Raw genomic sequence first — 26,758 nt, forward strand, 5'->3', positions numbered from 1 at the left:
CAAATTTGAAAATGACGATTCGCGCCGGGCTGGTCTGCGCAGCCCTGCTGGCGGCCGCCCCCGCCATGGCGGCGACACCGCGAGAGATGCTCACGCAGGCGGCCTTCCAGACCACTGACAAGGCGGCCGCGCTGGCCTTGGTCAATCAGGCGCTGGCCGCGGCGCAGGCGCAGCTTGCAGCCAATCCTCATGATCGCGAGGCGCAGATGCAGCGCGGCGTCGGCATCGGCGATCGTGCGCGGCTGACGCGCTCGCCCGGCGATGCCAAGATGGCGCGCCAGATCTTCGAAAACTTCGCCGCTGCCAATCCGCGCGATCCAGAAGCGCATCTCGCGATCGCGTCATGGCATCTCGATACGGTCGCATCCGGCTTCCTGGCGACGACGATGCTGGGCGCCAAGAAGGAGGTTGGCCTCGCCGCGCTGGACCGGGCGGTGGCGCTTGGCGGAGGGCGGCCGTTCTTCACAGGTTTTGCCGCGATGATGCGCATCCGCCTCAATCCGAAGGATGTCGCGACCGCACTCCGTCTGGCCGAGCAGGCGGCAGCCGCGCCGGCTCCCTCCGCGCTCGATCGGATCGCCAAACGTCAGGCACAGGCCTTATTGATTCCGCTGCGCGCGGGCGACGGTCGCACGGCCGAACTGCTCGCGCGGAAATTGCTGCCGTTCGGACGGCTCTGAGCCAAAGAAAGCCCGGGCGGTTTCCCGCCCGGGCCCCTCATACGCTACGCTACGTACAAGCTTAGAAGAAGAAGCGGTTGTTGACCTCGAGCACGCGGCCGCTGCGGACGTCGACGAGCAGGACGTCGTTCCCGTAGCGAACCCAGCGCTGCCAGCCGAGCACGGGGCGCAGATGATAGCGATACGGATCGACCCAATAGCGCTGATCGTAGAAGGCGCGGTCGAAGCGGTAGCCCACGTTGACCGGGCGGTAGCGATAGCCGCGCGGGCCGTCCCAGCGTCCGGCGCGATAGATGTTCGGGTTACGGCTGCGATGTTCGCGCCAATCGTCGCGATATTCACGGCGCGCCTCGCGCACATCCTGACGCTGCTCGCGGATTTCGCGCGGTGAGTCACCGCGGCGGATCGCACGATTCACGTCGCGCTGTTCCTCACGGATCTGGCGCCGGTCATGCCGCAATTCTCCGCTTTGGGCTTGCGCCATTGTCGGAACGATCGTGGCAACCAGAAGGCTGGCCAATATTGCTTTACGCATCGTCTACTCCTTTCCCTTATAAGTACCGACTGAGGCGCAAACGCCCCGTCAAATTCTTACCTAGCGGTGATTCGCTGAACGGGTTTCGAATGGAATAGTCAGCGTATAGAAAGATGGCCGATGCTCATTGGAGCACCGGCCAAGTATTTTCTAATAGAAAAAGCCCTGGATTACGTCGGCAACTTCCCCGGTAGTTGTATCCACCAGCAGAGCGTCGTCGTAATAACGAACCCAGCGATAAGGCCATTCGACCGGCGGCAGGCGATATTCATATGGATCGCTTAGCCAATAGTTTGACGCATAGAAAAATGGCTCAAGGAAAAACCCCCGGTAAACCGAGCGATACCCGTAGCCATAGGGAGCGTTGTAATGCCCGCGACGAAAGATATCGCGATGCGTGTTGCGCCAGCCGCGCCAATCATAACGGTGGTCGTTGCGCCAGTTGAGGTCCGGCCGGCGGCCATTGCCGCGACCGTCGCGATCCCAGCGACCGTCATTGCGCCGGTTATTGTCCCAGCGACCGTCATTGTTGTTGCCGCGATTATTGTTGTCCCAACGGCGGTCGTTGTTGCCGCGGTTACCGTCGTTGCGGCGCCAGTCGCCGGCACCGCCGCGGTTGTCGCGATCCCAGCGGCCTTCGTCACGCTGCGTATCGACCCGGCCGCTGCCGGCGTCGCGATCGCCGCGTTGCCGCCTGTCATTGCCGGTCCACCTGCCGACATCGCCGCGATTCTCGCCGCGGCTCCATCGACCGACATCCTGCTGCGGTGTGCCGGTGTTGGCCTGCGGCGGCACCGGCCGCGCATCGTTACGCTCCCGCTGGCCGCGGCCGGCTTGCCACTGGGCGCGCTGCTCGGGGGAGAAGCGATTGCCGCCGCCCCAAGTGCCGCGCTGCTGCTGTTGCGGCGCAGCCGGCGCCGAAACCTGTGGCTGCGGCCGCGGTGCTACCGCCTGGGGCGGCGTCGGGCGGACATTATTCCGCTCGCCGCTATCGAACGACCGGTTCTCCCGCCCGCCATGGCGGCCGTCCCGATCTTGCGCCATTGCCGGCATCACGACCATGACGGCCGCGGCGGCGAGCAAGGCGAGCTTCACGCTCTTCATCTCTGCACCACTCCTGCTGCGGGTGCCGAATGCGCCCGTCATTGATGGCGCTATGAACGCATGAGCGTGATCGACGGCTGAATTGATCCGTCAGCGTTCAGAAAGCTATTTATGGACAGGCGTGAGCGCCGGAACGGCGGCGGCGGCGTCGGCAGGATCGATGTCCGGCGGCGGCGCGGCGGCGATGGCGCGGCCGCCATGGCCCGCCTCGGCTGCCCGGCGGATGGCGCGGCGGATCCGCGGATAGGTGCCGCACCGGCAGAGGTTAGTGATGGCCTCGTCCATCTGCGCGTCGCTGGGATTGGGATTGCGCGCCAGCAGCGCGGCAGCCGCCATGATCATCCCCGACTGGCAATAGCCGCATTGCGGCACGCTCTCCGCCACCCAGGCCTGCTGCACCGGGTGACTGCGGTCGCTGGTCAACCCCTCGATCGTGGTGACGAAGCTGCCTTCGATCGCGCCGATCGCCACCTGGCATGACCGCCGCGCGATGCCGTCGACATGGACCGTGCACGCGCCACATTGCCCCGCACCGCAGCCATATTTGGTGCCGGTAAGGTTCGAGGCGTCGCGCAAGGCCCATAATAAGGGCGTCTCGGGGTCCATCTTGTAATGGACGGGTGCGCCGTTGACGGTGAAGCGGGTCATCGCCGCAGCCTAGAAAGAGCGCGCCCAATTGGAAAGCGCGCAGGCCGCCCCCATCTGCGGTAAATGCGCCAACCCAGCCTGTTCATCCCGCATGGCGGAGGACCGTGCTTCTTCCTAAACCCCGACGGCAGCTGCCCGCCGGAATGGCAGCCGATGCGGGATTATCTCGCCGCGATCCTGCCGTCCCTGCCGGGAAGACCGCGGGCGATCCTGATCGTTTCGGGCCATTGGGAGGAAGCCGACTTCACCGTTCATACCGGCGAACAGCCCGATCTGCTGTTCGACTATCGCGGCTTTCCCGAACATACGTATCGCCTGCGTTGGGATGCGCCTGGCGCGCCCGCTCTAGCAGCACGGGTAAAGGCCCTACTCGAGGGCGCGGGCTTCGCGACAAGCGAGAATGCGACGCGCGGCTGGGATCATGGCGTGTTCGTGCCGATGAAGGTGGTCGTGCCGAATGCCTGCATCCCGACGATGCAGCTCTCGCTGCGCGCCGATCTTGAGCCTGCCGCGCACATCCGTGCCGGCCAGGCCCTCGAATCGCTACGCGACGAAGGCGTACTGATCGTCGGATCCGGCATGAGTTTCCACAACATGCGCATGCTCGGACGCGACGTGGCGCCGCAGGCGGACCTGTTCGACGCTGGCCTCAGCGCGGCAGTCACCGATCCGGACCCCGTGCAGCGACGTACGCGTATCGCCGATTGGACGGCGTTGCCGCAGGCGCGCTTCGCCCACCCGCGCGAGGAGCATCTGCTGCCGTTGATGGTCGCACTCGGCGCAGGCGGAGACGATCCGGCCGTGAACGATCATCGCGACCATGTTATCGGCTGGACGGTTTCCGCCTTCCGCTTCGGCTGAAGGCTTGAAGAATCACCCTCGCGCTGTTAGGGGCGCCGCTTCCGACGCGGGCACTGCTCGCGGCGACAATCTTTTATTGCCGGCTGACGGACGCGCCAGCCCGACTGGAGAACTGGTTTATTTATGCAGATCATCGTTCGCGATAACAATGTCGATCAGGCACTGCGCGCGCTCAAGAAGAAGCTGCAGCGCGAGGGCGTATATCGCGAAATGAAGCTGCGCCGTCATTACGAGAAGCCGTCGGAAAAGCGTGCGCGCGAGCGTGCCGCCGCCATCCGCCGCGCCCGCAAGCTGGAGCGTAAGCGCACCGAGCGCGACCAGGCCCGTTAAGGTCTGATACTCTCATGTCCGATATAACTGCGGTTCCGCTGCGCCCCGTTGGCAAGAGCGGCGTTACCGCGCTTTGGGCGGGTGTCGCTCTTCTGCTTGCAGCCGGCATCGGCGGTGGCGTCTATGCCAGCACGGCTGCCCGCCGCGCCGCAGTGGCCTCACCGGCTATGGCCAAGTTGTCGGCGCCGGACTTTCTGGCCGCCAACGGCAAGCGCCGCGGCGTCAGGACGACGGCATCGGGCGTCGAATATCTGGTGATCAAGCCTGGCTCGGGGCCGACTCCGACGGCGGCCGATATCGCGTTGATCGACTATCGCGGCACGCTGACCGACGGCACGGTGTTCGACCTGACCAAGCCCGGCGAGCCGGCGCAGCTTCCCGTCGGCCAGGTCGTGCCCGGCTTCGCCGAGGCGATGATGCTGATGCGCAAGGGCTCGCAATATCGCGTCTGGCTGCCGCCGCAGCTCGCTTATGGCGATCGCCAGGCCGGCACAATTCCGCCCGGTTCGGTGCTGGTGTTCGACATCACCATGCATGATTTCGCGCCGATGCCTTCCGGCATGCCGGGACAGCAGCCGGGAATGTAACGGCTCAGGGCGCCGCGGCGTCCTCGGCAGCGAGCTCGCTCTTTTCCTCGAGCAGCACTTTCACCATCGCGACGATTGGATCGGCCAGGGCCAGGCCGAGGATGCCGAACAATGCGCCGAACAGAAGCTGGCAGCCGAGCACCAATGCGGGCGGCAGATCGACCGCACGCCGTGCGACCATCGGGACGACGACATAGCCGTCGAATGTCTGCACGGCGATATAGACGCAGATCGCGCCGATCCCGATATGGGTGCCCGCCGAGAAGCCTACCAGCACGATCAGAGCACCCGAGACGATCCCGCCGATGTTCGGCAGGAAAGCGAGCAGTCCGGTAAGGACGCCGAGCAAAGGCGCCATCGGCACGCCGATTAGAGAGAGGGCCGTACCGACGAACACGCCTTCGACGGCCATTCCGACCAGACGGCCTGCCATTAGCCGGCGCAAAGTCCGGCCCATCTTTTCGGAGGTGTGATAGAAATCCCGGCGCTTCTTCATCGGCAGCATCCAGGCCACGCCGCGCTCGTAGAGGCGCGGCTCCATCGCGATGAACAGGCCGAGCACGATGATCGCAAGCAGGCTGGATAGCGCACCAAGCGCGGTGCCGAGCGCGGCTGTCACCTCGCCAAACGAGCCGACCAGCTGCCGGCCAATCTGGGCAGCCCCCTGCTTGGGCGGGACCAGCCCAAGGCTATGACCATAAGAAACCACGCGATTGGCCTGGTCCATCACCACCGCACGCAGCGCCTCGAACTGGCCGGCGAGCTGGCTACCCATCAGGATGGCGAAGCCGACCAGGAAGCAGGCAACCAGCACGGCGACGATCGCCAGCCGCAGCCCGCGGCCGAGCGAAGTGACCTTGCCCAGCAGGCGCACGCCGCCATCGAGCAGCGCGGCGAACACCACGCCGCCGATGATCAACAGCAAGGGTTGGGCGAGCAGCCAGATCAGCGCGACCGCAACCGCCAACCCGATCCAGATGACCGCATCGTGGAATTCGCGGGTGGTGCTAGGCGCCGTAAAATCTGACGGGCCCGGCTCTTCGCGTGGGCGGCGGGGCACGGTTACTTTCCCGCTGCCTGGGGACGCAGGCTCGTGCCGGCGCGGCCACCACGCAGCGCGGTGAACCAGCTTACCGGGTTCCACAAGGCGCCATTGCCGTCATAGCTATGGGTCAGCAACTCGGCGCGACCACCCAGCGCCTCGATCGGGATCGGTCCACCGAGCCCGTTATTGTCGCGGGGCACCCGGCTGTCCGCCGATTCGTCGCGATTGTCGCCCATCACGAAGACGTGGCCTTTGGGCACGGTGATCTCCGCATAATCGTCATACCCCCCGGCGCCGAAATCGCCCATGTCGATCGTGTCATAGCTGACGCCACTGGGCAAAGTTTCACGGTAGCGGGGCAAGGCGCACGTGCCTTTGCCGTTTGGACCGACCGCCTGGAACTGCCGTTCCAGCATCGTATCGCAGGGCAGATTGGCATCGATCGGCAGCGTGGCCGGCGCTTCCCGCTCGCGCCGCACTGGCACGCCGTTGAGAATGATCACGCCGCCGCGGACAGCGATGCGATCGCCCGGCAGCCCGATGACGCGCTTGATCAGTTCCTCGCCGTCGCGGTCGAGCGTAACGACATCGCCGCGCTCCGGCAGGCGACCGAACAGGCGGCCACGCATGAACGGCAGAATGTGAAAGGCCGGGGAGGCATAGGACCAGCCGTAGGGAAATTTGGTTACGACCAGCCGGTCGCCCTTGATCAGCGTCGGCATCATCGATTCGGACGGGATGTAGAAGGGCCTCGCGATGAAGGTCCACAGCGCGAACACGGCCAGTGCCATCCAGGCGAGCCCGCGAACCTCATCGATCAAGCGGTTCCGGCCGTCCGGCACGGCTGGAGCCGAGGCACCGGTGGGATCGGACGCCGCCCCGCTCATCCCGCGGGCGTCTCGCGGTGGGGATGGAGGCTGGTGCCGGCGCGCCCGTGGCGCAGCGCACTGAACCAGGTGAGCGGGTTCAGAAAGTTGGTCGAGCCGTCATAGCTGAAGCTGATGAACTCGGCGCGACCGCCCAGATTTTCCCATGGGATCGGGCCGCCGAGGCCCATTTCGAAGGCCGGCACGCGGCTGTCGGCTGATTCGTCACGATTGTCGCCCATCACAAAGACATGGCCGGCGGGAATGGTCGTCTCCGGAAAGTCGTCCGGAATGCCCGGATGATAGCCGACGTCGATCGTGTCGTAGCTGACGCCTGTCGGCAAGGTTTCGCGGAAGCGTGGCAGATCGCAATAGCGCTTGCCGTCCTTGCCCGTGATCAGGAACGGCGCTTCCTGTGCACTGGCACAGGGGACATTGGCATCGATCGGGATCATCGCCGACGCAATCTGCACGCGCTTGATCGGTACGCCGTTGAGGATGATCAGACCTTCGCGCACCTCGATCCGGTCCCCAGGCAAGGCAATGACGCGCTTGATATAGTCCGAATCCTCCGTCGGCGGCTTCAAGATCACGACGTCGCCGCGTTCCGGCATTTTCCCGAACAGCCGGCCATGGATGAACGGCAAGAGGTGCATCGGCGCCGGCGAGACATAGGACCAGCCGTAAGGATATTTGGTCACGACCAGCCGGTCGCCCTTGATCAGGGTCGGCATCATCGATTCGGACGGAATGTAGAAGGGCTTGGCGATGAAGCTCCACACCGCGAGCACGGCGAGGATAAGCCAGGCGAAACTCTTAATCTCTGCCCACCAGTCGGTCGCCGGCTTGTCGGTCGAGCCTTTGGTAAGGGGTATGGTCGCTTCCGGCTCGCTCAACTCAAAATTCCTTGGCTCAGATCTTGCGCGCGTAGAGGATGACGAACGCCTGCGCCCATGGGTGGTCATCCGTGAGCGTCACATGAATGTCGACCGCGTGGCCCGGTGGCGTCAACGCGTCAAGTTTGGCCTTCGCTCCCCCGCTGAGCGCAAGCGTCGGCGCGCCCGACGCCAGGTTGACCACGCCGATATCCTTCATGAACACGCCCTGGTTGAACCCGGTGCCGATCGCCTTGGAGAAAGCCTCCTTGGCGGCGAAGCGTTTGGCGTAGGTGCCGGCGCGGGTCATCGTCCGCCGCTCGGCCTTGGCACGCTCGGTTGCCGTAAAGACCCGGTCGATGAAGCGATCGCCGAAACGGTCGAGCGAGCTCTGGATCCGTTCGATGTTGCATAGATCCGATCCCAGCCCGATGATCATCGCGCCGCATCCATCGCCGCACGCATCCTTTTCACGGCCTCGTCCAGCCCGACGAAGATCGCCTCCCCGATCAGGAAGTGGCCGATATTGAGTTCGGCGATCTGCGGGATCGCGGCGATCGGGGCAACATTGTCATAGGTCAGGCCGTGACCGGCGTGCGGCTCGATCCCGTTCTTGGCGGCGAGCGCGGCCATGTCGGCAATCCGTTTCAATTCGTCGGCGCGCGCGGCGCCGGTACGATGAGCGTAACGGCCGGTGTGGAATTCCACCACCGGCGCACCGAGCGCGATCGCGGCCTCGACCTGCGATGGGGTGGGCTCAATGAACAGGCTGACGCGAATTCCGGCGTCCCCCAGGGCGCCGATCATCGGCCCCAGCGTCTCGCGATGCCCGTCGGCGTCGAGCCCGCCCTCGGTCGTGCGCTCCTGCCGCCGTTCGGGCACGATGCAGGCGGCGTGCGGCTTGTGGCGCAGCGCGATCGCAACCATCTCCGGGGTCGCGGCCATCTCAAGATTGAGCGGCAACGCAATCCCCGCCATCAGGCGATCGATGTCGCCATCTGTTATGTGCCGCCGGTCCTCGCGCAGATGGGCAGTGATACCGTCAGCGCCGGCCTGCGCTGCGATCGCGGCGGCGCGGATCGGATCCGGATGCATTCCGCCGCGGGCGTTACGCACCGTCGCGACATGGTCGATATTCACCCCGAGGCGGAGCCCATTCATGACGGGTTTGCCCGGCTCCCCGGCTTGATCGCGGGGACCGCCGCCAATTCGGGCGGCAATGAATCGGCCGAGTAGGTCGGCACGTCGATCCGGATCAGCGGGAAGAAGGGGACGCCGAGATCGGCCTTGCCGTTCGAGCGATCGACCAATGCCGCCGCCGCAATCACTCGGCCGCCGGCCTCCTCGACCGCCTTGATCGCCTCGCGCGACGACAGGCCGGTGGTGACGACGTCCTCCATCAGCAAAACCTTTTGCCCCGGCTTGAGCGCGAAGCCGCGGCGTAGCTGGAAACTGCCGGTCGGGCGTTCGACGAACATCGCGTCCATGCCGAGGGCGCGGCCCATTTCATGCCCGGCAATCACGCCGCCCATAGCCGGCGAGACCACCGCCTGCAGCTGGTCGCGAATCTCCACCGGGATACGCGCCGCGAGTGCGTCGGCCAGCCTGGCTGCCCTGGCCGGGTTCATCAGGACGCGCGCGCATTGCAGGTAGCGCGGGCTGCGCAGCCCGGACGACAGGATGAAATGGCCTTCCAGCAACGCATCCGCGGCGCGGAATTCCGCCAGCACCTCCTCGTCGGTCATTCCTGTGGTTCCTCGGCAAACATGCTCAAAGGGCGATAGACGGGGCATAGCCAGCCTTCAACAGCTTGCATTTGCGCCCGAACCGGTGTTGAGACGGCCCCCGGGCGCGCCAGCCGCAAGGCTTCAGGCGACGCCATTACCCAAGGTCTCCAGCTGGGGAACGATCCGAGTGTTGAAGACGATCCGGGGCACCGTCCTCGCAATGTTTCTGGGGTTGGCCGCATTCGGGGCCGCCTCCGCGCCCGCCCAGGCGCCGATTCCGCAGACGGTGACGCCGAATCCCGGCCCCGCTCCGCAGAGCCCTGCGGCGCCGGTCGTGGCCGCAAAGCCGGGCGACATCGTCCATCTGGCCCCGACCCCGGGCGTCGGTATGCCCAGCGCGGATCGGATCGGCCTGCAGCCGCAATATACGGCGATCGGCCACGAGGCGGTGCGCTTCCACGACATCATCCTCGTCCCGATGATGGCGATCATCTCGATATTCGTGCTCATCCTGCTGCTGTGGGTGATCGTGCGCTACAACGCGCGCAGCAACCCCACGCCCTCGCGGACACACCACAATACGATCATCGAAATTGTGTGGACCTTGCTGCCCGTGCTGATCCTGGTCGGCATCGCCGTGCCCTCGATCAAGCTGCTGGCGCACCAATATTCGCCGCCCAAGGCCGATCTGACGGTCAAGGCGATCGGCAACCAATGGTATTGGACCTATCAATATCCCGACAATGGCGACTTCGAAGTCGTCTCGAACATGCTCAAGGAAAAGAACGAGGTTACCGGCAAGGAGAAGCCCCGCACCGACGCCGATGGCCCGCGCCTGCTCGCGGTCGACGAGCGAATGGTCGTGCCCGCCGGCGCGGTCGTGAAGGTGATCACCACCTCCAACGACGTCATCCACAGCTGGGCGCTGCCCGCCGCCTGGCTGAAGATGGATGCCGTCCCCGGCCGCCTCAACGAGACCTGGTTCAAGATCGATCGCCCCGGCGTCTATTTCGGTCAATGCTCCGAATTGTGCGGCGCGCGCCACGCCTTCATGCCGATCGCGGTCGAGGTCGTGCCTCCGGCTCAGTTCGCACAATGGGTCGCGTTCAAGGGCGGAACTATGCCCGGCCCGAAGGGCGCCGCTAATCCGGATGCGACCGCGACGTCGCCGGCAGCGGCGGCCAAGCCCGCGAGCGGCCCGGTTGGGACCGACACGCCGATCGCCGGTACCGGCAGCAAGCCCGCCACCACTTCACAGCCTGCCGTCGCGCAGAACTGAGGCCAGAGTAAATGACCGATATTGCCGCCAGCCCCAGCCACTTCCAAGCGGACCATGGGCATGAGCATCACCATGATGCGGATCACAAGCCGGCCTTCTTCGCGCGTTGGTTCATGTCGACCAACCACAAGGACATCGGCACGCTCTACCTGATCTTCGCGATCGTCGCGGGCATCATCGGCGGTGGCATTTCGGGGCTGATGCGCGCCGAGCTGGCGCACCCCGGCATTCAATATCTCGGCACCTGGTATGAGATGCTGCACGGTGCCGGCACCGCCGACCAGGCCCATCACTTCTGGAACGTGCTCGTTACCGCGCACGGCCTGATCATGGTGTTCTTCATGGTCATGCCGGCGATGATCGGGGGCTTCGGCAATTGGTTCGTTCCGATCATGATCGGTGCGCCGGACATGGCGTTCCCGCGCATGAACAACATCTCGTTCTGGCTGCTGGTGCCGGCCTTCACGCTGCTGCTCGGCTCGACCTTCTTCTCCGGCGGCACCGGGCCTGGCGCGGGTACCGGCTGGACGGTCTATGCGCCGCTTTCGACCAGCGGCTCGCCGGGACCGGCGGTCGACATGGCGATCCTTTCGCTCCACTTGGCCGGCGCATCGTCGATCTTGGGTGCGATCAACTTCATCACCACCATTCTCAACATGCGTGCCCCCGGCATGACGCTGCACAAGATGCCGCTGTTCGCCTGGTCGGTGCTGGTCACCGCCTTCCTGCTGTTGCTGGCGCTCCCCGTCCTGGCCGCCGCGATCACGATGCTGCTGACCGATCGTAACTTCGGCACGACCTTCTACGATGCGTCGGGCGGCGGCGATCCGATCCTCTACCAGCATCTGTTCTGGTTCTTCGGCCATCCCGAAGTGTACATCATGATCCTGCCGGGCTTCGGCATGGTCAGCCACGTCATCGCGACCTTCAGCCGCAAGCCGATCTTCGGCTATCTCGGCATGGCCTATGCCATGGTGGCGATCGGCGTCGTCGGCTTCATCGTGTGGGCGCACCACATGTTCACCACCGGCCTGTCGGTCGACACCAAGATGTACTTCACCGCCGCGACGATGGTGATCGCGGTGCCGACCGGCATCAAGATCTTCTCGTGGATCGCGACGATGTGGGAGGGCTCGCTGTCCTTCAAGACGCCGATGCTGTGGGCGATCGGCTTCATCTTCATGTTCACCGTCGGCGGCGTGACGGGCGTGCTGCTCGCCAATGGCGGCATCGATAATTATTTCCAGGACACCTACTACGTGGTGGCGCACTTCCACTACGTGCTGAGCCTCGGTGCGGTGTTCAGCTTGTTCGCCGGCTTCTATTACTGGTTCCCGAAAATGTCGGGGCGGATGTATAACGAGCTGCTCGGCAAGCTGCACTTCTGGGTGTTCTTCATCGGCGTGAACGTGTTGTTCTTTCCGATGCACTTCCTCGGCATGGAGAGCATGCCACGCCGCTACCCCGATTATCCCGATGCCTTCGAGCATTGGAATTCGGTGGCGAGCCATGGCTATGAGATCATGGTCGTCGGCATGGCCATCTTCTTCGTCAACGTGATCTACTCGCTGCTGGCCGGCCCGAAGGCGCCCGACAATCCGTGGGGCGAGGGCGCGACGACGCTGGAGTGGACGTTGTCGAGCCCGCCGCCCTACCACCAGTTCGAGCAGCTTCCCCGCATCGACTGACGGACAAGCACTGCATCAAGAACGAGCGCCCCGGGGATACCTGGGGCGCTTTTTCTTTGCCTGCCGATTGGCTCAGGCCAATCGGCACTGCATTTAGATATTATGCGGGAAGGCGAGCGTGCAGCGCAGGCCCGACAGGCACAGATCCATCGGCTTCATCGCCGACGGCAAGGTATCGCGCAGCTCCGGGAAGCGCCCCAGATTGGGGTCGGGCCGGACGGCCAGATCGAGCAGGATCATCCCCGCCTCGCGCACCGCGCCGAGGAAATCGGTGAGTGTCATGCCGTTCATACCGGTGCGATATTCCCGCCATTGATTGGGCGTCACCCGCGCGCGGATCGACTCCTGCGTCTGGCTGAGATGCTCCCACGCGCCGATCGGCAGATGGTGGCCCTGCGAGGAATAGAAGAGCGGATCGGCGAAGATGTGCACCCGCGCCTCCTTGTCGGGCAGCAGGGGGGCGATCGCTGCGAGGTTGGCGGAAAGGGCATCGACATGCTCGAACACGTTGTTCGACATGACCAGATCGAATCGGCCGATGTCGCCGACGTTGACCACGGTGCCCTGTAAAAACGTGAAGCGATCGGCAAGCGCGCTCATGCCGTGTTGGGCGAGCGCGTTCTCGACGAAGGCGCGCTCGCCTGAGCGCGGATCGATACCCACGACGTGCGCCGCGCCGCGCCGCAAGATCCACAAGATTTCGGTGCCCCACCCCGCCCCGATCACGAGCACGCGCTTGCCGGTCAGGTCGAGCGTACCGAAATAGGTGTCGAGGTGCCCGTCCCATTTCTGGATATAGGCGGTTACCTCACGCAGGAATTTCTCGTCGACGGCCAACTGCCCCTCCCCGGATGGATGCCGATTAGCATCGCCCGCCGGCCGCGGTAAGGCGCAATGGCTTTCGCGAACCCTCGCGCGCGCCTATAGGCGGCCCATGCCCTCCCCCGCCGTTCCGATATCACCGGTCCTTCCGGCCGAATGGCGCGATTTTCTCGCGCTGACCAAGCCGCGCGTGATGGTGCTGGTCGTCTATACCGCCTTGTGCGGATTGCTGGCCGCACCGGGCCATGTTCACCCGGTGATCGCCTTCACCGCCATCTTGTGCACGGCGGTCGGCGCGGGCGCCTCCGGCGCGCTCAACATGTGGTACGAATCGGATCTCGACGCGCAGATGAAGCGCACCCAGAAGCGACCGCTTCCCGCGGGACGGATGGAGCGTCAATCCGCGCTGCATTTCGGAGTCGCGCTCGGCGTCGGCTCGGTGCTGGTGATGGGCCTGGCGGTGAACCTGCTCGCGGCCGCCATCCTCGCCGCCTCGATCCTGTTCTACGTGCTGATCTATACGGTGTGGCTGAAGCGCCGGACGCCGCAGAATATCGTCATCGGCGGAGCTGCGGGCGCGTTTCCGCCGCTGATCGGCTGGGCCGCGGCGACCGGTCACATCGGCATCTTGCCGGTGCTTATGTTCCTGCTCGTATTCCTGTGGACGCCGCCGCATTTCTGGGCGCTGTCGCTGTTCGTGCGCACCGATTACGCCGCCGCCGGCGTGCCGATGCTGCCAGTGGTCGCCGGTCTGCCTGCGACCCGACGCCAGGTGCTGATCTATACGATCCCGATGGCGGCAGCCGCGGTCGCGCCGTGGCCGCTCGGTGAGACCGGCGCGATCTATGGCGTCGCCGCAAGCCTGCTGACCGCGTGGTTTGTGATCCTTGCGGTCCGCGTCAGCGCCAGCCGCGAGACCGATCAGGCGCTGATGAAGCCTGAGCGCGCCCTGTTCCGCTTCTCGATCCTTTACCTGTTCGCCCTGTTTGGGGCGCTCGTCGTCGATAAATTGGTGCTGACATGACCCCCGAATTCGAGCAGGAATATCGTCGTCGCCAGCAGTCGCGCGCCAAAGTGACCGCGCTCCTGCTCGGCGCGCTCGTCATCCTGTTCTTCGCGATCGCGATCGTCAGAATCGGCTGATGGCGGCCTCGCTGCCCCTGGAACGCGCCAAAAAGCGTACCGGCCTGATCATGCTGCTGCTCGTCGCCTTCATGGTGGCGCTCGGCTTCGCCAGCGTACCGCTGTACCGCATGTTTTGCCAGGCGACCGGCTGGAACGGCACGGTCAAGGAACGATTGAACGCGATCGCGCCCGGCCCGGTGGTGGGCCGATTCGTCAATGTCCGGTTCGACGCGAACGTTTCGCCCAACCTGCCCTGGGGCTTCGAGCCCGATCAATATGTAACGCGCGTCGCCGTCGGCGCCCGGCAGATGGCATTCTTCACGGCGGTCAATAACAGTGACCACGCCATTACCGGCACGGCCGCGTTCAACGTGACTCCGCCCCAGGCCGGGCAGTATTTCGTCAAGATCCAATGCTTCTGCTTTACCGAGCAGACCCTGCGGCCGCACGAGCGCATCCGCATGCCGGTGGTGTTCTACGTCGATCCGGGCTTCGCCAGGGATCCCAACGCCAACGACATCAGCGAGATAACCTTGTCCTACACATTTTATCCCATGGCGAAGCCGAAAACGGCAAGCTAAGGGGCGTTCAACACAGCCAACGGGAACCGACGAGCATGGCCGGAGCGAAGAGCCACGATTATCACATATTGCCGCCGAGCATCTGGCCGCTGATCGGCGCCTTCTCGGCTCTGGCGATGGCGGCGGGCGGCATCATGTGGATGCACAGCGCCGCTTATGGTGGCTTCGTGTTCTTCGCCGGCCTGATCGGCGTGCTCTATACGATGTTCTCGTGGTGGGCGGACGTGATCCGCGAGGCCAATGCCGGCGATCATACGCCGGTTGTGTCGCTCCACCTTCGCTACGGCATGATCCTGTTTATCGCGTCCGAAGTTATGTTCTTCGTCGGCTGGTTCTGGGCGTGGTTCGATTTCTCGCTCTTCCCCTCGACGGTCGACGTGGTCGGCGGCGTATGGCCGCCGAAGGGCCTGACCGTCATCAATCCCTTCGCTTTCCCGCTGCTCAACACTTTGATCCTGCTCTGCTCGGGCACGACCGTGACGTGGGCGCACCACGCTTTGCTGCATGGCGATCGCAAGGGGATGATCCAGGGTCTGTGGTGCACGATCCTGCTCGGCATTACCTTCTCGGGCATCCAAGCCTATGAATATGCCCACGCGCCCTTCCCGTTCAAAGGCCTGAATTATGGCGCCGCCTTCTTCATGGCGACCGGCTTCCATGGTTTCCACGTCCTGATCGGCACGATCTTCCTGACCGTGAACCTGGTGCGCGCCTATAAGGGCGCGTTCACGCCCAAGCAGCATTTCGGCTTCGAGGCCGCTGCCTGGTACTGGCATTTCGTCGACGTGGTGTGGCTATTCCTGTTCGTGTCGATCTACGTTTGGGGCGGCTGGGGCGCACAAATCGCCGGGTGAGCCCGCGCCGTTCGTCCCGGGCGATCTCGAGGGACCGGGCGAACGGATGAGTGAATGACCGAAGTGGAAGCGCCTTCCCCGATCGCGGCCGGCCTCAAGGGCTGTTGCCCGCGCTGCGGCGCGCGCACGATGTTCGCGGGCTGGATCAAGTTCGCCGATCGCTGCGCACAATGCGGGCTCGATTTCTCGTCCTTCAACGTGGGTGACGGGCCGGCGGCGTTCCTGACGCTGATCCTCGGCGCCCTGGTCGCGGCGATGGCGATTGCGGTAGAGCTGATTTTCTCGCCGCCTTTCTGGGTGCACTTCCTGTTATGGCCGCCGATCACGCTCGCGCTGATCCTCGCCAGCCTGCGCGCCTCCAAGGGCATGCTGCTGGTGCTGGAATATCGCAATGCGGCGCGCGAAGGACGGATCAGCCCCCCGCGATGAGACGCGTAATTCCGATCTTGCCGACCATCGTCGTGCTGCTGGCGGCGCTGCTGATGGTGCGGCTGGGCTTTTGGCAAATCCACCGCTTGCATGAGAAGGAGGCGCTGCTCGCCAGCTATGCGGCCAACGTCACCAAGCCTGCGTTTCCGCTCGTGGCCTTGTTCCCGGTCACCGACGATGCGCTTTACCGCCGGACCAGCGCCCATTGCCTGGAGGTGGTCGGCTGGACGACCGAGGCGGGTCGCGGGACGGATGGCAGGTCTGGGTGGCGGCATATCGCATCGTGCCGCACCGGTGCCGAAGGCCCGGGCATAAAGGTGGATGTTGGCATTTCGTCCGCGCCCGCGACCCCGCGGTGGAACGGCGGGACGGTTCGCGGCCGACTCACCTGGGCACCGAGCGATCTGCCGCTGATCGCGCGGCTCGCATCCGGGCCCGGTGCCACATCGCCGATGATCGTCAGCGAAGCGGCCGCGCCCGGCCTCGTGCCGACGGCGCAGCCGAATCCCGCCGATATTGCCAACAATCACCTGTCCTACGCGGTGCAATGGTTCATCTTCGCCGCGCTCGCGCTGATCATCTACGGCGTCGCCTTGTGGCAGAGGGCGCGGACGCGCGAGGGTCGAAGGAGCGACGGGGCGGCTTAGACCGCGCTGTTTTTGAATTCGTCATTGCGGGCGAAGCAAAGCAATCCAGCTCTAATGCGGGTCCGGATCGCGCGGCGCATTCCGCGCCTTGCGATGAGTTCGGTCGCCGGAAGCGCTTGATCGATAAATTTGCCCTAACCGGCTCCGCCCGCTAACCGGGCGGCCATGCTTTATGTCAGCACGCGCGGGCACGCTCCCGTGCTCGATTTCGAGGCGGTGACGCTCGCCGGCCTTGCTTCTGATGGCGGTCTCTATGTGCCCGAGGCTTGGCCGACCTTCACGCGCGACCAGATCGCCGCTCTGGCCGGCCTTTCCTATGTCGACACAGCGGTGGCGGTGCTGACGCCATTCGTGGGCGGTGCGCTTGCCCCGACCGAACTGCGCGCCTTGTGCGAGACGGCCTATGGGCGATTCGCCCATGCAGCGGTGACGCCGCTGGTGCAGCTCGATGCGCGCAATTGGGTGCTGGAATTGTTTCACGGCCCCACGCTCGCCTTCAAGGACGTAGCGCTGCAATTGCTCGGCCTGCTGTTCGAACGCTTCCTGTCGAGCCGCGACACCCATTTGACGGTGGTCGGCGCGACGTCGGGCGATACCGGCTCAGCCGCGATCGATGCGCTCGCCGGGCGCGCCAAGGTCGACCTGTTCATGCTCCACCCCAAGGGGCGCGTGTCCGAAGTTCAGCGCCGGCAGATGACGACCGTGCTCGCGCCCAATATCCACAATATCGCGATCGAAGGCGCCAGCTTCGATCATGCCCAGGCAATGGTGAAGGCGATGTTCGCCGACCAGGATTTCGCCGGGCGTTTCGCGCTGTCGGCGGTCAATTCGATCAATTGGGCGCGGCTGGCGGCGCAGATCGTCTATTATTTCTACGCGGCGGTGCGGCTCGGTGCGCCCGACAAGCCGGTCGCCTTCTCGGTACCGACGGGCAATTTCGGCGATGTGTTCGCAGGCTACGCCGCCGCCAAGATGGGCCTGCCGGTGGCAAAGCTGATCGTTGCGACCAACGTCAACGACATCCTCCATCGCGCCTTGTCCGAAGGCGATTATTCGGTCGGCACGGTCACGCCGACCCAGGCCCCGTCGATGGACATCCAGGTCAGCTCCAATTTCGAGCGGTTGTTGTTCGATTTGCACGATCGCGACGGCGAAGCGTTAGCGGGATCGATGCTGGGCTTCGAGACGAATCGCCGATTCAACCTGACGCCGGCGATGCGCGAGGTCTCCTCGCAGATCTTTTCCAGTGCGCGCATCGATCCGGAGGCGATGGACCTCGCGATGCGCCGCGCTGCCGAGGAATCGGGCATGCTGCTCGATCCGCATACCGCGATCGGCCTTGCCGCCGCGCATGTCGCCGATCTGCCGCGCGACGTGCCGATCGTGACGCTCGCCACCGCCCATCCGGCCAAATTCCCCGATGCGGTCGAGCGCGCGACCGGCAAGCGGCCGCCGCTGCCGCTGCGCGTCGGCGACCTGTTCGATCGCACCGAACGCTATGACGTGTTGCCGAGCGACCTCGGGGCGATCCAGTCGTATATCGCCGAACGGGCGACGGCGGCATGACCGCGCGGCTGCATCGGCTGGCCAACGGGCTGACCGTCGCCGTCGAGCCTATGGCGGGCGTGGAGACGGCCGCGGTCGGACTCTATGCCGCCGTCGGCGCACGCTCCGAACCGGCGGGCCTGGCCGGGCTGGCGCATATGGTCGAGCATATGGTGTTCAAAGGCGCGGCCGGGCGCGATGCGCGGGCCATCGCCGAGGATATCGAGGATGTCGGCGGCTCGCTCAACGCCTGGACGGCGCGCGACCAGACCGTGTTCAATGCCCGTCTGCTCGCCGCCGATCTGCCGCTGGGCGTGGAGATTATCGCCGATCTGATCCGCGCGCCCCATTTCGACGCAGACGAGCTCGAGCGCGAGAAGAGCGTGGTGCTCGCCGAACTCGGCGAAGCGCGCGACACGCCCGACGACATCATCTTCGATCACCTCCAAAAAGCGGCCTTTCCCGATCAATCGCTCGGCTTACCGGTGCTGGGCGACGAGGCCAGCATTGCTGCGATCGACACCGGCGCGCTGCGCGGCTGGCTGACCGAGCAATATCGTCCCGACGCGCTGGTTCTCGCCGCCGCGGGCAAGATCGACGAGGAGGCGCTGTTGCGGCAGGCGGAAGCGCGGTTCGGAGACATGGCGCCGGGAGCGCCGCCCGCCATTCCCGCCGCTGCATTTGCACCCGGCGTGCATCACGATGTCCGCCGCTTCGACCAGCTTCACCTGGCGCTGGCCTTCCCCGGTGTCGGCTATCTCGACCAAGACGCCTATGCGCTCGGCCTCTTTGCCGGCGTCGCCGGCGGCGGGGCGTCGTCGCGGCTGTTCCAGGAGGTCCGCGAGCAGCGCGGGCTGGCTTATTCGGTCTATGCCTGGAACCATAGCTATGCCGACACCGGCGTCTTCGGCGTCTATCTGGCCGCCTCGCGCCGCGATGGCGCCAAGGCGCTGGCGCTGGCGCGCGAAATACTCGCCCGCACGGCCGATGAAATGACTGAGGCGGAGCTCCAGCGTGGCAAGACCCAGGCCAAGGCCGGGCTGCTGATGGGCGCTGAATCGGTCCAGGCGCGCTGCGACAATCTTGCCCGCGGCATCCAGATCCATGGCCGCATCGCGCCCCTGAGCGAGGGCGTCGAGCGGTTCGATGCGGTCACGCTGGCGCAGGCGCGCGCGGCAGGGGCGAAGGCGCTTGGCGGTGGCGAGGCGCTGGCCACCGTCGGCGGTAAATTGGCAAAGGCGGCATGAGCCTGCTCACCCTCGTCACCGAACCGTGGGACGATTACGGGCTGGTGGATTCGGGTCACGGCCGCAAGCTCGAGCGATTCGGCCGCTTTCGCTTTATCCGGCCCGAGCCGCAGGCGATGTGGGCGCCCGCCAATCTGAGCTGGGAAGCCGATGGCGACTTCATCGCCGCGTCCGACGAGGATGGCGGCGGCAAATGGCATTTGTCGCGCGACGTGCCGCGCGGCGGCTGGCACATCAAGTGGGAAGAGCTGCGCTTCACGGCCCAGAATACGCCCTTTCGCCACCTCGCTTTCTTTCCCGACATGGCGCCGCAATGGAGCTGGATGCGCGATCGCACGGGCGAGGGCGACGAGGTGATGAACCTGTTTGGCTATACCGGGGTCGGCTCGCTCGCGCTCGCCGCTGAAGGCGCGCGCGTGACCCATGTCGATGCGTCCAAGAAGTCGGTCGACATCGCCAAGTCCAACGCCTTCCTGTCCGACATGACCGATCGCCCGATCCGCTGGATGGTCGACGACGCCGTCAAGTTCGCGGCGCGGGAGGTGCGGCGCGAACGGCGCTATGACGGCATCTTCCTTGACCCCCCCAAATTCGGACGCGGCCCTGATGGCGAGATCTGGCGGATCGAGGAGCATCTTCCCGGCCTGATCGCGCACTGCCGGCGGTTGCTCGACGAGAACAGTAAATATCTGGTGCTGACCGTCTATGCGGTGCGCATGTCGGCACTGGCGATCGGCGAATTGCTCAGCCAGGCGCTGGCCGATCTCGGTGGCACGGTCGAGGTCGGCGAAATGGCGGTGCGCGAGGAAGCGCGCGGGCTGCTGTTGCCGACCGCGATTTTCGCGCGGTGGAGTCGATAGCGCTTCCGACCTGCAATCGGCCTTTCGCCCGGGAAGAAGGCTAGCTGCGAGCTGCGCGCATGGCCGCACCTGCGACGAATGGCGCCCCAGCGACGAACAGCAAAGTCGTCGCGCCCAGTAATTCCAGCGCGCCGGGTCCCGTCCCAGCCCCGAAGATGAGCAGCGGCACCGCCAGCGGCAGCATCACCAAGCCGATCAGCGCGCTCGCTCCGCGCAAGCCCGCCGTCAGCGCCGCGACGGCAAGGCCAAGCGCGGCAAGACCGGGGGTGCCGAGCGCGAGACCGATCTCCAGGCGCAGCAATGTCGCAGCGTTCAGGTCCAGCAAGGCCGCCGCCGGCAAGGTCGCGACCATCAACGGCGGCCCGAAGCTGAGCCAGTGCGCTGCAAGCTTGGCGGCGGCGATCAGTTCGTCGCTCTGGCCGCGCACCATTAGCTGATCGAGCACGCCCGAGCCGAGATCCGGCCGCACCAGCCGCTCGACAGGAAGCAATGCCGCCAGCAAGGCGGCCGTCCACAGCGCGCCGCCGCCGATCCGGGCGAGCAAAGCCGCGTCCGGCCCGATTGCGAAGGGAAATAAGGTCGCCACCAACAGATAGAAGACCAAGGGCAGCCACCCCCCGCCATGAGCGAAAGCGCTCAGTAGATCGCGGCGGACGAGGGTGGCGAACGCCGTCACAAGGCAAGTTCCTGCGCATCGTCGAGCCCGAGCGGCTGGTGGCTGGCGGCAAGGACGATGCCGCCGCCGGCACGGTGCCCGGCCATGATGCCCGCCAGTGCGTCGATCGAGCCGGTGTCGAGCCCGCTCGCCGGTTCATCGAGCAGCCAGATCGGCGCGCCGCTGGCGATCACGCGCGCAATCGTCGCGCGGCGGCGCTGGCCGGTTGAGAGCAAGCGCACGGGCACCAGCGCAATCGATGCGAGTCCGACTGCCGCCAAGGCGCCCGCGACATCTTCGTCGCCGCCGCCCTCGAGCCGTGACCAGAAGGCAAGCGCGGCAAACAGGCTGAGATCCTCGTCGAGCGCCGCCGCTTCCGCCGCCAACGCCACCCGTCCCTCCCGCACGACCCGGCCCGCCGTCGGCGGGAGCAAGCCCGCCGCAATGCGCAGCAGGCTGGATTTGCCGACGCCGTTGCGCCCGGTAACCAGCGCCGCCCCGCCCGGTGCGAGCGCCAGCCGCCTGCGCTCGAACAGCATCCGCCCACCACGGAAGCACGAAATCTCGTCCAGCAGCAGCCGCGTCACCGCCCTGCCGCTTCTTCGAGCGCGTGCATATCGTTGTCGCTCAGGCCGAAATGGTGGCCGACTTCGTGCACCAACACATGAGAGACCAGGTTTTCGAGCGTCTCGCCGGTCTCGATCCATTCGTCGAGCAAGGCGCGGCGATAGAGAGTGATCATGTCGGGCAGGGCGCCATTGTCGCTGACCGACTTCTCCCCGATCGGGCGGCCGCGATAGAGGCCGGAAAGTTGAAACGCGTCCTCGATGCCAAGCGCCAGCAACGTGTCCTCGTCGGCAAACTCCTCGATCCGCAGCACGACATCGTCGAGATGCTCGCGAAATATAGCGGGAAGGCGATCGATCGCCGCGCGCGCGAGCCGTTCGATCGCCTCGGCGTCGGGCGACGTTCCCCAAGCCGCTGTTTGACCTGCCTCCATCATCCGCGACATAGAGCCTGATCGGCGGCCGTGATAGCGTTTCGCGCTTCACGGACGGCGTTAAAGCGGGCTCCACCCCATACGGGGGATAGCGACCGCGCCAGCAGGAGGGACAAGCATGGCGATCGAAGCGTTGAGCGAGACGGAACGTGCCGATGCGCTCGATGGCCTGCCCGACTGGGATTATGACGAAGGGCGCGACGCGATTCAGCGCCGCTTCGTCTTCGCGGATTTCCCCGAAGCGTTCGGCTTCATGGCGCGCGTGGCGCTGGTGGCGGAGCGCGCCGACCATCATCCCGAATGGTCCAATGTCTGGAATCGTGTCGACATATTGCTGACCACCCACGATTGCGGCGGGCTTTCCGCACGCGACATCGCGCTTGCGCAAGCGATCGACGCATTTGTCGACTAGGGTCGACAGCCGGATGGGGGCGGCGCAACCCAAGCTCGCCTTTGATCACGTCACGCGCCGTTATGACGGCGTATCGGCAGTGGACGCACTGTCGTTGCAGATCGATGAGGGCAGCTTCGTGGCGCTGGTCGGCACTTCCGGATCGGGCAAGTCGACCTTGCTGCGGCTGGTCAACCGGCTCGACCGACCCGACCAGGGCAAGGTGCTGATCGACGGCCGCGACGTGGCCACGCTCGACCCGATCGAACTGCGGCGAAGCGTGGGCTACGTCTTCCAGAATATCGGCCTCTTTCCCCACATGACGATCGCCGAGAATATCGGGATCGTGCCCCGGCTCGCCGGACGGCCGCCGACTGATATCGCCGCCGCACTCGATCGCGTCGGCCTGCCCGCCAATTACGCCGGGCGGCTGCCGGCGCAATTATCGGGCGGCGAGCAACAGCGCGTCGGCATCGCCCGCGCGCTCGCCGGAGAAGGCAAATTGCTGCTGATGGATGAGCCGTTCGGCGCACTCGACCCGGTCACGCGCGATACGCTCGGCCGCACCGTCCAGGCGCTGCACGACGTGCTCGGCCTCACCACGATCCTCGTCACGCACGATATGGCCGAAGCCTTGCTGCTCGCGGACCGGGTCGTGGTGATGGCGCGCGGCTGCATCGTCGGTGACGCGACGCCGCGCGAGATGCTTGGCGGGTTGGCCGGGCCGGGCGCGGACGCGTTAGTCGCAATCCCGCGCGAGCAGGCGGAACGACTGCGGAGGCTTGCGGAATGAGCGAAGCGCTCGGCCAGCTTCCGCCGCTGATCGCAAGCCATGTGCTGCTGGCCGCCGCCGCGCTCGCCTTGGCACTGATCGTCGGCTTGCCGCTCGGCCTGACGTCGGCTCGTCGGCCGCGGCTGGCTTCGGTTGCGGTCGGCTTCGCCAGTCTGGTCCAGACGATTCCCGGCCTGGCTTTGCTGGCGCTGTTCTACCCGTTGCTGTTGGCGCTGTCGGCGCTGGTCGGCGGCGGTGTGCCCGCGCTCGGCTTCTTGCCGGCCTTGCTGGCTTTGTCGCTGTACGCACTGCTGCCCATCCTGCGGAACGTGGTGGCCGGCCTGAACGGCATCGATCCGGCGGTGCTGCAGGCCGCAGATGCGGTCGGCATGACGCCCTGGCAGCGGCTGCGGCTAGTCGAGGCACCGCTTGCCGCGCCCGTGGCGATGGCGGGCATCCGCACTGCGGCGGTGTGGACGATCGGTGCGGCCACGCTCGCGACCACGGTAGGCTATCCCAGCCTGGGCAACCCGATCTTTGCCGGCCTGCAGATCGAACGCTGGGACCTTGTCCTTTCCGGCTGCATCGCCGCTGCCCTGCTCGCCCTGGCGACCGATGCCTTGCTTGGCCTGATCGAGCGCGGCATCGGGCGGCGTCAATCGGCTTTGACGCTCGCGGGAGTGGGCCTGCTCGCGCTCGGGCTGCTGCTGGCGATGGCGCCGCTGGTGCGGGCGCCACTACGGACCGTCACCGTCGGCGCCAAAAATTTTTCCGAACAATATATCCTCGCGCGGTTGATCGGTACGCGCCTCGAGAAAGCCGGCTATCGCGTATCCTATCGCGAGGGGCTCGGATCCGCGGTGGCGTTCCGGGCGCTGCAGAGCGGGGATGTGGACGTCTATGTCGAATATTCCGGCACGCTGTGGACCGGCGCGATGGGGCGCCACGACACGCCGCCGCGCCAGGCCATGCTCGACGGGATCGCCAAGTGGATGGCGGCGGGGCCTAAGACCGGGCTGATCGGCGCGCTCGGCTTCGAAAATGCCTATGCGCTTGCGGCTCGGCCCGGCAGCGGCCTCGCTTCGATCGCCGACCTTGCTGCCCGTGCTCCGCAGCTGACGCTGGGCGCCGATCTCGAATTCCTCGATCGGCCGGAATGGCGCGCGATCCGCGACGCCTACCGCCTGCATTTCAAGGCGACGCGCGCCTATAGCCCGACCTTCATGTATCGGGCGCTGGCGTCCGGCCAGGCCGACGTAATCTCAGCTTTCTCGTCGGACGGGCGGATCGCCGCCGACCATCTGACCGTGCTCACCGATCCCAAGGGCGCGGTTCCGCATTATGACGCGATCCTGCTCGCCTCGCCGGCTTATGCGCACGACGCTCGGTTCGTGGGTGCACTCAAGCCGCTGATCGGGGCGATCCGGGTGGAGGATATGCGGGCCGCCAATCTCTCGGTCGATCGCGATAGTGCCAAGGCGACGCCGGAAGCGGCGGCGGCCTGGCTCGACCAGAAGATTAGATCGCGAAGCGCGCCGTTACCCTGATGTCGCGGCCGGCGAGCGGCGCATAATCCTTCAGGAAGCTCGAATGGCGCCGCGCCGTCACGTCGAGCAGATTGTTGCCCGACAGGATCAGGCTGAACTTGGGATTGTCGGGGAGCGGGTGCAGGCCGATCGAGGCGTTGACCATGGTGAAGCCGGGCGTGGCAGTCTCGAAATCGCTGATGCGGTTCTGGTGATTGACCCATTCGACCTCGGCGCGGCCGAACACGCGGCCGCCGCGGGCTTCCAACCCGCCGAGCAGGCGCAGCGGTGGAATGCGCGGCGCGGGGCCGGCATCGACGATCGTGGCATGGACATAATCGGCAAGCGCGTCGGCCAGGATCTGCGTGTCACCGAAGCGCGCCAGCGTATAGGAACCCTCAATCTCCATACCGTAATAGCGCGCCTTGCCTTGCGAGGTCTGGTAGGCCGGCAGCCCGTCTTCGAGGCTACCGGTGGCGAAGTCATCCACATAATTGGAGAAGCGGTTGTAATAGACCGACGCCTCGATGTCGTAATCGCGACCATGGCCATGGAGCACCGCCTCGATGCCGTTGGCGCGTTCCTTCGCGAGCGTCGGCAGGCCGATCTCGAACGCTTCGGTGCCGGCGTGCGGGCCGTTGGCGAACAATTCTTCCGCCGAGGGCGCGCGCTCGCTGTGCGACAGGTTGAGGCCGACTTTCCACCCATCGAGCACCGTGAAGGAACCGCCGATCGATCCGGAGATCGCGCTAAAATTGCGCTCGCCGCCGAAGAATTGCGGCTGCTCCTCGCCTGGCATCGCCTTCAGCATCGCATGTTCGTAGCGCGCGCCAGCCTCGATCTTGAATTTTCCGAAGTCGAGTTGCTGGAGCGTGAATACGCCCAAATTGTCGGTGCTATTGCGCGGCAGGAAGGCTTCGTCGCCGATCACGTTGAAATCGCGATAGGAGAATTGGACGCCGGTTACGCCGCGCCATGCGCCATGCTGCGCCTGGGCGAGCTCGACGCGGCCTTCCATCCCCTGCGAATAGAAAGCGGTGCCGATCGAATTGTCTTCTTCCAGTTCGAAGTGGCGATAGCGCGCCGCGCCAAGACGAAAGCGAATCTGCTCCAGCACATTGCCGCCGGTGTCGACCGCCGCGCGCGCATCGACGCGCGTCTGCTTAACATCGAGGCGGGGCGCTTCCTGCTCCTCGCCGGGCTGCGTCGCGTAACGGACCGGAACGCCATAGAGGCTGTCATAATGGCTGACGGCGATGCCGTAATTGCCGGTCGACGTGATGACGGACGCCCCGAGGGCCGCGTCCCACGTTTTCGACTGGGTGTTGGGCAATTTGCCTTTCACGTCGGCATTGGCGGCGAAGTCGATCGCGTCATCGGGCGTGCCGACCGCTGCCGCCGAGGCGAGCGCCTGCGCGCGCAGCTCCGGCCGCAGCGCATAGCCGCCAATCCGCAGATCGCCCGACTTCAGGTAGCTGCCGTCGGCATGGAGCACGATATTGTCGGTGACTTTCGCATCGGCGGCCGCGCCGATCGAGCGTTCGTCGGCCGCGCTGCCGTAGGTCGCCTGACCCTGCAAGCGGTAACCCGACGCAGGGATCGTGCGGGGAATGCGCGTGTCGATCACATTGACGACGCCACCGATCGCTTCCGAGCCGTAAAGCAGCGCCGACGGCCCGCGCACGACCTCGATCCGGTCGGCAAGCAGCGGGTTGATGATGACGGCATGATCGACGCTGGTGCTGGACACGTCGAAGCTGCCCACGCCGTCGCTCAGTACCCGCACGCGCGCTCCCTGAAAGCCGCGCAGGATCGGCCGCGACGCGCTCGGCCCGAACGAGCTCGAGGAAACGCCCGGCAGGTGGGAAAGCGTATCGGCGATGGTCGGCCGCAGATCGCGGGCAAGATCGGTCCCGCTGATCACCGATGTGCCGGCAATGACATCCTCACGGGTGCGCGCGAGCGGTGCGGTGACGACAATTTCGTTCGGATCGGGCGGCGTAACCTCAGCGGCCTGCGCGCCCGCGAGCGGCAGGACTAACACCGCCGTCATCGTCGCCACAATCAACTTCCGCATTA

Annotated in this window: 32 protein-coding genes; 18 read left to right on the forward strand and 14 right to left on the reverse strand. The window is 65.6% G+C overall.

What is annotated here, in order from left to right; translation table 11 throughout:
- Positions 1-11 precede the first annotated feature (11 nt).
- On the forward strand, positions 12-680 hold the full coding sequence (locus DX905_RS07735) for a hypothetical protein (protein ID WP_116092405.1): 669 nt from the start codon (positions 12-14) through the stop codon (positions 678-680).
- Positions 681-741: 61 nt separating this feature from the next.
- On the opposite strand, the gene DX905_RS07740 is transcribed toward DX905_RS07735, so the two are convergent.
- The 3 genes from DX905_RS07740 to DX905_RS07750 form a co-directional block, all read right to left on the reverse strand.
- A complete protein-coding gene (locus DX905_RS07740; RefSeq protein ID WP_116090840.1) occupies positions 742-1,215 on the reverse strand; it encodes an RcnB family protein in 474 nt (157 codons plus the stop codon).
- 150 nt (positions 1,216-1,365) lie between these two features.
- A complete protein-coding gene (locus DX905_RS07745; RefSeq protein ID WP_116090841.1) occupies positions 1,366-2,319 on the reverse strand; it encodes an RcnB family protein in 954 nt (317 codons plus the stop codon).
- 105 nt (positions 2,320-2,424) lie between these two features.
- Positions 2,425-2,967, reverse strand: coding sequence for a (2Fe-2S)-binding protein (locus DX905_RS07750; RefSeq protein WP_116090842.1), 543 nt, complete (start codon positions 2,965-2,967; stop codon positions 2,425-2,427).
- Between the two features lie 63 nt (positions 2,968-3,030).
- Here DX905_RS07750 and DX905_RS07755 point away from each other — a divergent pair, with 63 nt between their 5' ends.
- The 3 genes from DX905_RS07755 to DX905_RS07765 all read left to right on the forward strand — a co-directional run bounded on the left by DX905_RS07755 (position 3,031) and on the right by DX905_RS07765 (position 4,745).
- Complete coding sequence (locus tag DX905_RS07755) at positions 3,031-3,828, forward strand: DODA-type extradiol aromatic ring-opening family dioxygenase (RefSeq protein WP_116090843.1); 798 nt, start codon at positions 3,031-3,033, stop codon at positions 3,826-3,828.
- 123 nt (positions 3,829-3,951) lie between these two features.
- Positions 3,952-4,158, forward strand: a complete 207-nt coding sequence (rpsU, locus tag DX905_RS07760) for a 30S ribosomal protein S21 (RefSeq protein ID WP_116090844.1) — start codon at positions 3,952-3,954, stop codon at positions 4,156-4,158.
- A 14-nt stretch (positions 4,159-4,172) separates the two neighbouring features.
- On the forward strand, positions 4,173-4,745 hold the full coding sequence (locus tag DX905_RS07765) for an FKBP-type peptidyl-prolyl cis-trans isomerase (protein WP_116090845.1): 573 nt from the start codon (positions 4,173-4,175) through the stop codon (positions 4,743-4,745).
- Positions 4,746-4,749: 4 nt separating this feature from the next.
- Here DX905_RS07765 and DX905_RS07770 read toward each other — a convergent pair whose 3' ends face one another.
- From DX905_RS07770 to pyrE, 6 genes are read right to left on the reverse strand one after another with little or no spacing between them, the layout of a single operon-like run.
- A complete protein-coding gene (locus DX905_RS07770; RefSeq protein WP_116090846.1) occupies positions 4,750-5,805 on the reverse strand; it encodes an AI-2E family transporter in 1,056 nt (351 codons plus the stop codon).
- A 2-nt stretch (positions 5,806-5,807) separates the two neighbouring features.
- Positions 5,808-6,677, reverse strand: coding sequence for a signal peptidase I (gene lepB, locus DX905_RS07775; RefSeq protein WP_116090847.1), 870 nt, complete (start codon positions 6,675-6,677; stop codon positions 5,808-5,810).
- Positions 6,674-7,552 (reverse strand): signal peptidase I, encoded by an 879-nt coding sequence (gene lepB, locus DX905_RS07780; RefSeq protein ID WP_420822136.1) that lies wholly within the window; start codon positions 7,550-7,552, stop codon positions 6,674-6,676. Before lepB (DX905_RS07780) ends, lepB (DX905_RS07775) begins: the two co-directional genes overlap by 4 nt.
- A gap of 16 nt (positions 7,553-7,568) precedes the next feature.
- Positions 7,569-7,970: a holo-ACP synthase gene (gene acpS / locus DX905_RS07785; protein ID WP_116090849.1), complete on the reverse strand. Its 402-nt coding sequence runs from the start codon at positions 7,968-7,970 to the stop codon at positions 7,569-7,571.
- The gene (locus tag DX905_RS07790; RefSeq protein WP_116090850.1) at positions 7,967-8,692 is read right to left on the reverse strand and encodes a pyridoxine 5'-phosphate synthase; all 726 of its coding nucleotides are present in this window, start codon (positions 8,690-8,692) and stop codon (positions 7,967-7,969) included. Before DX905_RS07790 ends, acpS begins: the two co-directional genes overlap by 4 nt.
- A complete protein-coding gene (pyrE, locus tag DX905_RS07795) occupies positions 8,689-9,276 on the reverse strand; it encodes an orotate phosphoribosyltransferase (protein ID WP_116090851.1) in 588 nt (195 codons plus the stop codon). The genes DX905_RS07790 and pyrE overlap by 4 nt, the downstream gene beginning before the upstream one ends.
- Before the next feature lie 169 nt (positions 9,277-9,445).
- Between pyrE and coxB the strand changes: the two genes are divergently transcribed.
- Together coxB and ctaD are read left to right on the forward strand one after the other, a co-directional pair.
- Positions 9,446-10,537, forward strand: coding sequence for a cytochrome c oxidase subunit II (coxB, locus tag DX905_RS07800; RefSeq protein ID WP_420822137.1), 1,092 nt, complete (start codon positions 9,446-9,448; stop codon positions 10,535-10,537).
- 11 nt (positions 10,538-10,548) lie between these two features.
- Entirely contained in the window at positions 10,549-12,225 is a 1,677-nt protein-coding gene (gene ctaD, locus DX905_RS07805; protein WP_116090852.1) for a cytochrome c oxidase subunit I, read from the forward strand.
- Between the two features lie 93 nt (positions 12,226-12,318).
- Here the strand turns inward: ctaD and DX905_RS07810 are convergent, their stop codons facing one another.
- Complete coding sequence (locus DX905_RS07810) at positions 12,319-13,062, reverse strand: class I SAM-dependent methyltransferase (RefSeq protein WP_240320776.1); 744 nt, start codon at positions 13,060-13,062, stop codon at positions 12,319-12,321.
- A 97-nt stretch (positions 13,063-13,159) separates the two neighbouring features.
- Here DX905_RS07810 and DX905_RS07815 point away from each other — a divergent pair, with 97 nt between their 5' ends.
- The 9 genes from DX905_RS07815 (at position 13,160) to DX905_RS07850 (ending at position 20,335) form a co-directional block, all read left to right on the forward strand.
- The gene (locus DX905_RS07815; RefSeq protein WP_116090853.1) at positions 13,160-14,071 is read left to right on the forward strand and encodes a heme o synthase; all 912 of its coding nucleotides are present in this window, start codon (positions 13,160-13,162) and stop codon (positions 14,069-14,071) included.
- On the forward strand, positions 14,068-14,190 hold the full coding sequence (locus DX905_RS16385) for a hypothetical protein (RefSeq protein WP_275896063.1): 123 nt from the start codon (positions 14,068-14,070) through the stop codon (positions 14,188-14,190). The genes DX905_RS07815 and DX905_RS16385 overlap by 4 nt, the downstream gene beginning before the upstream one ends.
- On the forward strand, positions 14,190-14,753 hold the full coding sequence (locus DX905_RS07820; protein WP_116090854.1) for a cytochrome c oxidase assembly protein: 564 nt from the start codon (positions 14,190-14,192) through the stop codon (positions 14,751-14,753). The genes DX905_RS16385 and DX905_RS07820 overlap by 1 nt, the downstream gene beginning before the upstream one ends.
- Positions 14,754-14,788: 35 nt before the next feature.
- On the forward strand, positions 14,789-15,607 hold the full coding sequence (locus DX905_RS07825; protein WP_116090855.1) for a cytochrome c oxidase subunit 3: 819 nt from the start codon (positions 14,789-14,791) through the stop codon (positions 15,605-15,607).
- 54 nt (positions 15,608-15,661) lie between these two features.
- A complete protein-coding gene (locus DX905_RS07830) occupies positions 15,662-16,036 on the forward strand; it encodes a DUF983 domain-containing protein (protein WP_116090856.1) in 375 nt (124 codons plus the stop codon).
- On the forward strand, positions 16,033-16,683 hold the full coding sequence (locus DX905_RS07835; protein ID WP_116090857.1) for an SURF1 family protein: 651 nt from the start codon (positions 16,033-16,035) through the stop codon (positions 16,681-16,683). The genes DX905_RS07830 and DX905_RS07835 overlap by 4 nt, the downstream gene beginning before the upstream one ends.
- A 165-nt stretch (positions 16,684-16,848) precedes the next feature.
- Complete coding sequence (gene thrC / locus DX905_RS07840) at positions 16,849-18,249, forward strand: threonine synthase (protein WP_116090858.1); 1,401 nt, start codon at positions 16,849-16,851, stop codon at positions 18,247-18,249.
- Positions 18,246-19,475, forward strand: a complete 1,230-nt coding sequence (locus tag DX905_RS07845) for a M16 family metallopeptidase (RefSeq protein ID WP_116090859.1) — start codon at positions 18,246-18,248, stop codon at positions 19,473-19,475. The genes thrC and DX905_RS07845 overlap by 4 nt, the downstream gene beginning before the upstream one ends.
- Positions 19,472-20,335 (forward strand): class I SAM-dependent methyltransferase, encoded by an 864-nt coding sequence (locus DX905_RS07850; RefSeq protein ID WP_116090860.1) that lies wholly within the window; start codon positions 19,472-19,474, stop codon positions 20,333-20,335. Before DX905_RS07845 ends, DX905_RS07850 begins: the two co-directional genes overlap by 4 nt.
- 40 nt (positions 20,336-20,375) lie before the next feature.
- On the opposite strand, the gene DX905_RS07855 is transcribed toward DX905_RS07850, so the two are convergent.
- Genes DX905_RS07855 through DX905_RS07865 form a run of 3 tightly spaced genes read right to left on the reverse strand, consistent with a single transcriptional unit; the run spans position 20,376 to position 22,002 of the window.
- Entirely contained in the window at positions 20,376-21,011 is a 636-nt protein-coding gene (locus DX905_RS07855; RefSeq protein ID WP_116090861.1) for a heme exporter protein CcmB, read from the reverse strand.
- The gene (gene ccmA / locus DX905_RS07860) at positions 21,008-21,529 is read right to left on the reverse strand and encodes a heme ABC exporter ATP-binding protein CcmA (RefSeq protein WP_240320942.1); all 522 of its coding nucleotides are present in this window, start codon (positions 21,527-21,529) and stop codon (positions 21,008-21,010) included. Before ccmA ends, DX905_RS07855 begins: the two co-directional genes overlap by 4 nt.
- Positions 21,530-21,573: 44 nt before the next feature.
- Positions 21,574-22,002 (reverse strand): metallopeptidase family protein, encoded by a 429-nt coding sequence (locus tag DX905_RS07865; protein WP_240320777.1) that lies wholly within the window; start codon positions 22,000-22,002, stop codon positions 21,574-21,576.
- 106 nt (positions 22,003-22,108) lie between these two features.
- Here DX905_RS07865 and DX905_RS07870 point away from each other — a divergent pair, with 106 nt between their 5' ends.
- From DX905_RS07870 to DX905_RS07880, 3 genes are read left to right on the forward strand one after another with little or no spacing between them, the layout of a single operon-like run.
- On the forward strand, positions 22,109-22,402 hold the full coding sequence (locus DX905_RS07870) for a 4a-hydroxytetrahydrobiopterin dehydratase (RefSeq protein ID WP_116090863.1): 294 nt from the start codon (positions 22,109-22,111) through the stop codon (positions 22,400-22,402).
- A gap of 13 nt (positions 22,403-22,415) precedes the next feature.
- The gene (locus tag DX905_RS07875; RefSeq protein WP_116090864.1) at positions 22,416-23,174 is read left to right on the forward strand and encodes an ATP-binding cassette domain-containing protein; all 759 of its coding nucleotides are present in this window, start codon (positions 22,416-22,418) and stop codon (positions 23,172-23,174) included.
- Positions 23,171-24,700: an ABC transporter permease/substrate-binding protein gene (locus DX905_RS07880; RefSeq protein WP_116090865.1), complete on the forward strand. Its 1,530-nt coding sequence runs from the start codon at positions 23,171-23,173 to the stop codon at positions 24,698-24,700. The genes DX905_RS07875 and DX905_RS07880 overlap by 4 nt, the downstream gene beginning before the upstream one ends.
- On the opposite strand, the gene DX905_RS07885 is transcribed toward DX905_RS07880, so the two are convergent.
- Positions 24,672-26,756, reverse strand: coding sequence for a TonB-dependent receptor (locus tag DX905_RS07885; protein WP_116090866.1), 2,085 nt, complete (start codon positions 26,754-26,756; stop codon positions 24,672-24,674). The two genes, DX905_RS07880 and DX905_RS07885, sit on opposite strands and share 29 nt — an antisense overlap.
- Positions 26,757-26,758 lie beyond the last annotated feature (2 nt).

The organism is Sphingomonas crusticola, assembly GCF_003391115.1.
GTDB lineage: Bacteria > Pseudomonadota > Alphaproteobacteria > Sphingomonadales > Sphingomonadaceae > Sphingomonas_I > Sphingomonas_I crusticola.

Excerpts from the sequence above, each read along its gene's own strand:
- DX905_RS07735 (WP_116092405.1), top strand. The coding sequence starts at position 12 with ATGACGATTCGCGCCGGGCTGGTCTGCGCAGCCCTGCTGGCGGCCGCC.
- DX905_RS07740 (WP_116090840.1), bottom strand. The coding sequence starts at position 1,215 with ATGCGTAAAGCAATATTGGCCAGCCTTCTGGTTGCCACGATCGTTCCG.
- DX905_RS07745 (WP_116090841.1), bottom strand. The coding sequence starts at position 2,319 with ATGAAGAGCGTGAAGCTCGCCTTGCTCGCCGCCGCGGCCGTCATGGTC.
- DX905_RS07750 (WP_116090842.1), bottom strand. The coding sequence starts at position 2,967 with ATGACCCGCTTCACCGTCAACGGCGCACCCGTCCATTACAAGATGGAC.
- DX905_RS07755 (WP_116090843.1), top strand. The coding sequence starts at position 3,031 with ATGCGCCAACCCAGCCTGTTCATCCCGCATGGCGGAGGACCGTGCTTC.
- rpsU (WP_116090844.1), top strand. The coding sequence starts at position 3,952 with ATGCAGATCATCGTTCGCGATAACAATGTCGATCAGGCACTGCGCGCG.
- DX905_RS07765 (WP_116090845.1), top strand. The coding sequence starts at position 4,173 with ATGTCCGATATAACTGCGGTTCCGCTGCGCCCCGTTGGCAAGAGCGGC.
- lepB (WP_116090847.1), bottom strand. The coding sequence starts at position 6,677 with ATGAGCGGGGCGGCGTCCGATCCCACCGGTGCCTCGGCTCCAGCCGTG.
- acpS (WP_116090849.1), bottom strand. The coding sequence starts at position 7,970 with ATGATCATCGGGCTGGGATCGGATCTATGCAACATCGAACGGATCCAG.
- DX905_RS07790 (WP_116090850.1), bottom strand. The coding sequence starts at position 8,692 with ATGAATGGGCTCCGCCTCGGGGTGAATATCGACCATGTCGCGACGGTG.
- pyrE (WP_116090851.1), bottom strand. The coding sequence starts at position 9,276 with ATGACCGACGAGGAGGTGCTGGCGGAATTCCGCGCCGCGGATGCGTTG.
- ctaD (WP_116090852.1), top strand. The coding sequence starts at position 10,549 with ATGACCGATATTGCCGCCAGCCCCAGCCACTTCCAAGCGGACCATGGG.
- DX905_RS07815 (WP_116090853.1), top strand. The coding sequence starts at position 13,160 with ATGCCCTCCCCCGCCGTTCCGATATCACCGGTCCTTCCGGCCGAATGG.
- DX905_RS16385 (WP_275896063.1), top strand. The coding sequence starts at position 14,068 with ATGACCCCCGAATTCGAGCAGGAATATCGTCGTCGCCAGCAGTCGCGC.
- DX905_RS07820 (WP_116090854.1), top strand. The coding sequence starts at position 14,190 with ATGGCGGCCTCGCTGCCCCTGGAACGCGCCAAAAAGCGTACCGGCCTG.
- DX905_RS07825 (WP_116090855.1), top strand. The coding sequence starts at position 14,789 with ATGGCCGGAGCGAAGAGCCACGATTATCACATATTGCCGCCGAGCATC.
- DX905_RS07830 (WP_116090856.1), top strand. The coding sequence starts at position 15,662 with ATGACCGAAGTGGAAGCGCCTTCCCCGATCGCGGCCGGCCTCAAGGGC.
- DX905_RS07835 (WP_116090857.1), top strand. The coding sequence starts at position 16,033 with ATGAGACGCGTAATTCCGATCTTGCCGACCATCGTCGTGCTGCTGGCG.
- thrC (WP_116090858.1), top strand. The coding sequence starts at position 16,849 with ATGCTTTATGTCAGCACGCGCGGGCACGCTCCCGTGCTCGATTTCGAG.
- DX905_RS07845 (WP_116090859.1), top strand. The coding sequence starts at position 18,246 with ATGACCGCGCGGCTGCATCGGCTGGCCAACGGGCTGACCGTCGCCGTC.
- DX905_RS07850 (WP_116090860.1), top strand. The coding sequence starts at position 19,472 with ATGAGCCTGCTCACCCTCGTCACCGAACCGTGGGACGATTACGGGCTG.
- ccmA (WP_240320942.1), bottom strand. The coding sequence starts at position 21,529 with ATGCTGTTCGAGCGCAGGCGGCTGGCGCTCGCACCGGGCGGGGCGGCG.
- DX905_RS07865 (WP_240320777.1), bottom strand. The coding sequence starts at position 22,002 with ATGTCGCGGATGATGGAGGCAGGTCAAACAGCGGCTTGGGGAACGTCG.
- DX905_RS07870 (WP_116090863.1), top strand. The coding sequence starts at position 22,109 with ATGGCGATCGAAGCGTTGAGCGAGACGGAACGTGCCGATGCGCTCGAT.
- DX905_RS07875 (WP_116090864.1), top strand. The coding sequence starts at position 22,416 with ATGGGGGCGGCGCAACCCAAGCTCGCCTTTGATCACGTCACGCGCCGT.
- DX905_RS07880 (WP_116090865.1), top strand. The coding sequence starts at position 23,171 with ATGAGCGAAGCGCTCGGCCAGCTTCCGCCGCTGATCGCAAGCCATGTG.
- DX905_RS07885 (WP_116090866.1), bottom strand. The coding sequence starts at position 26,756 with ATGCGGAAGTTGATTGTGGCGACGATGACGGCGGTGTTAGTCCTGCCG.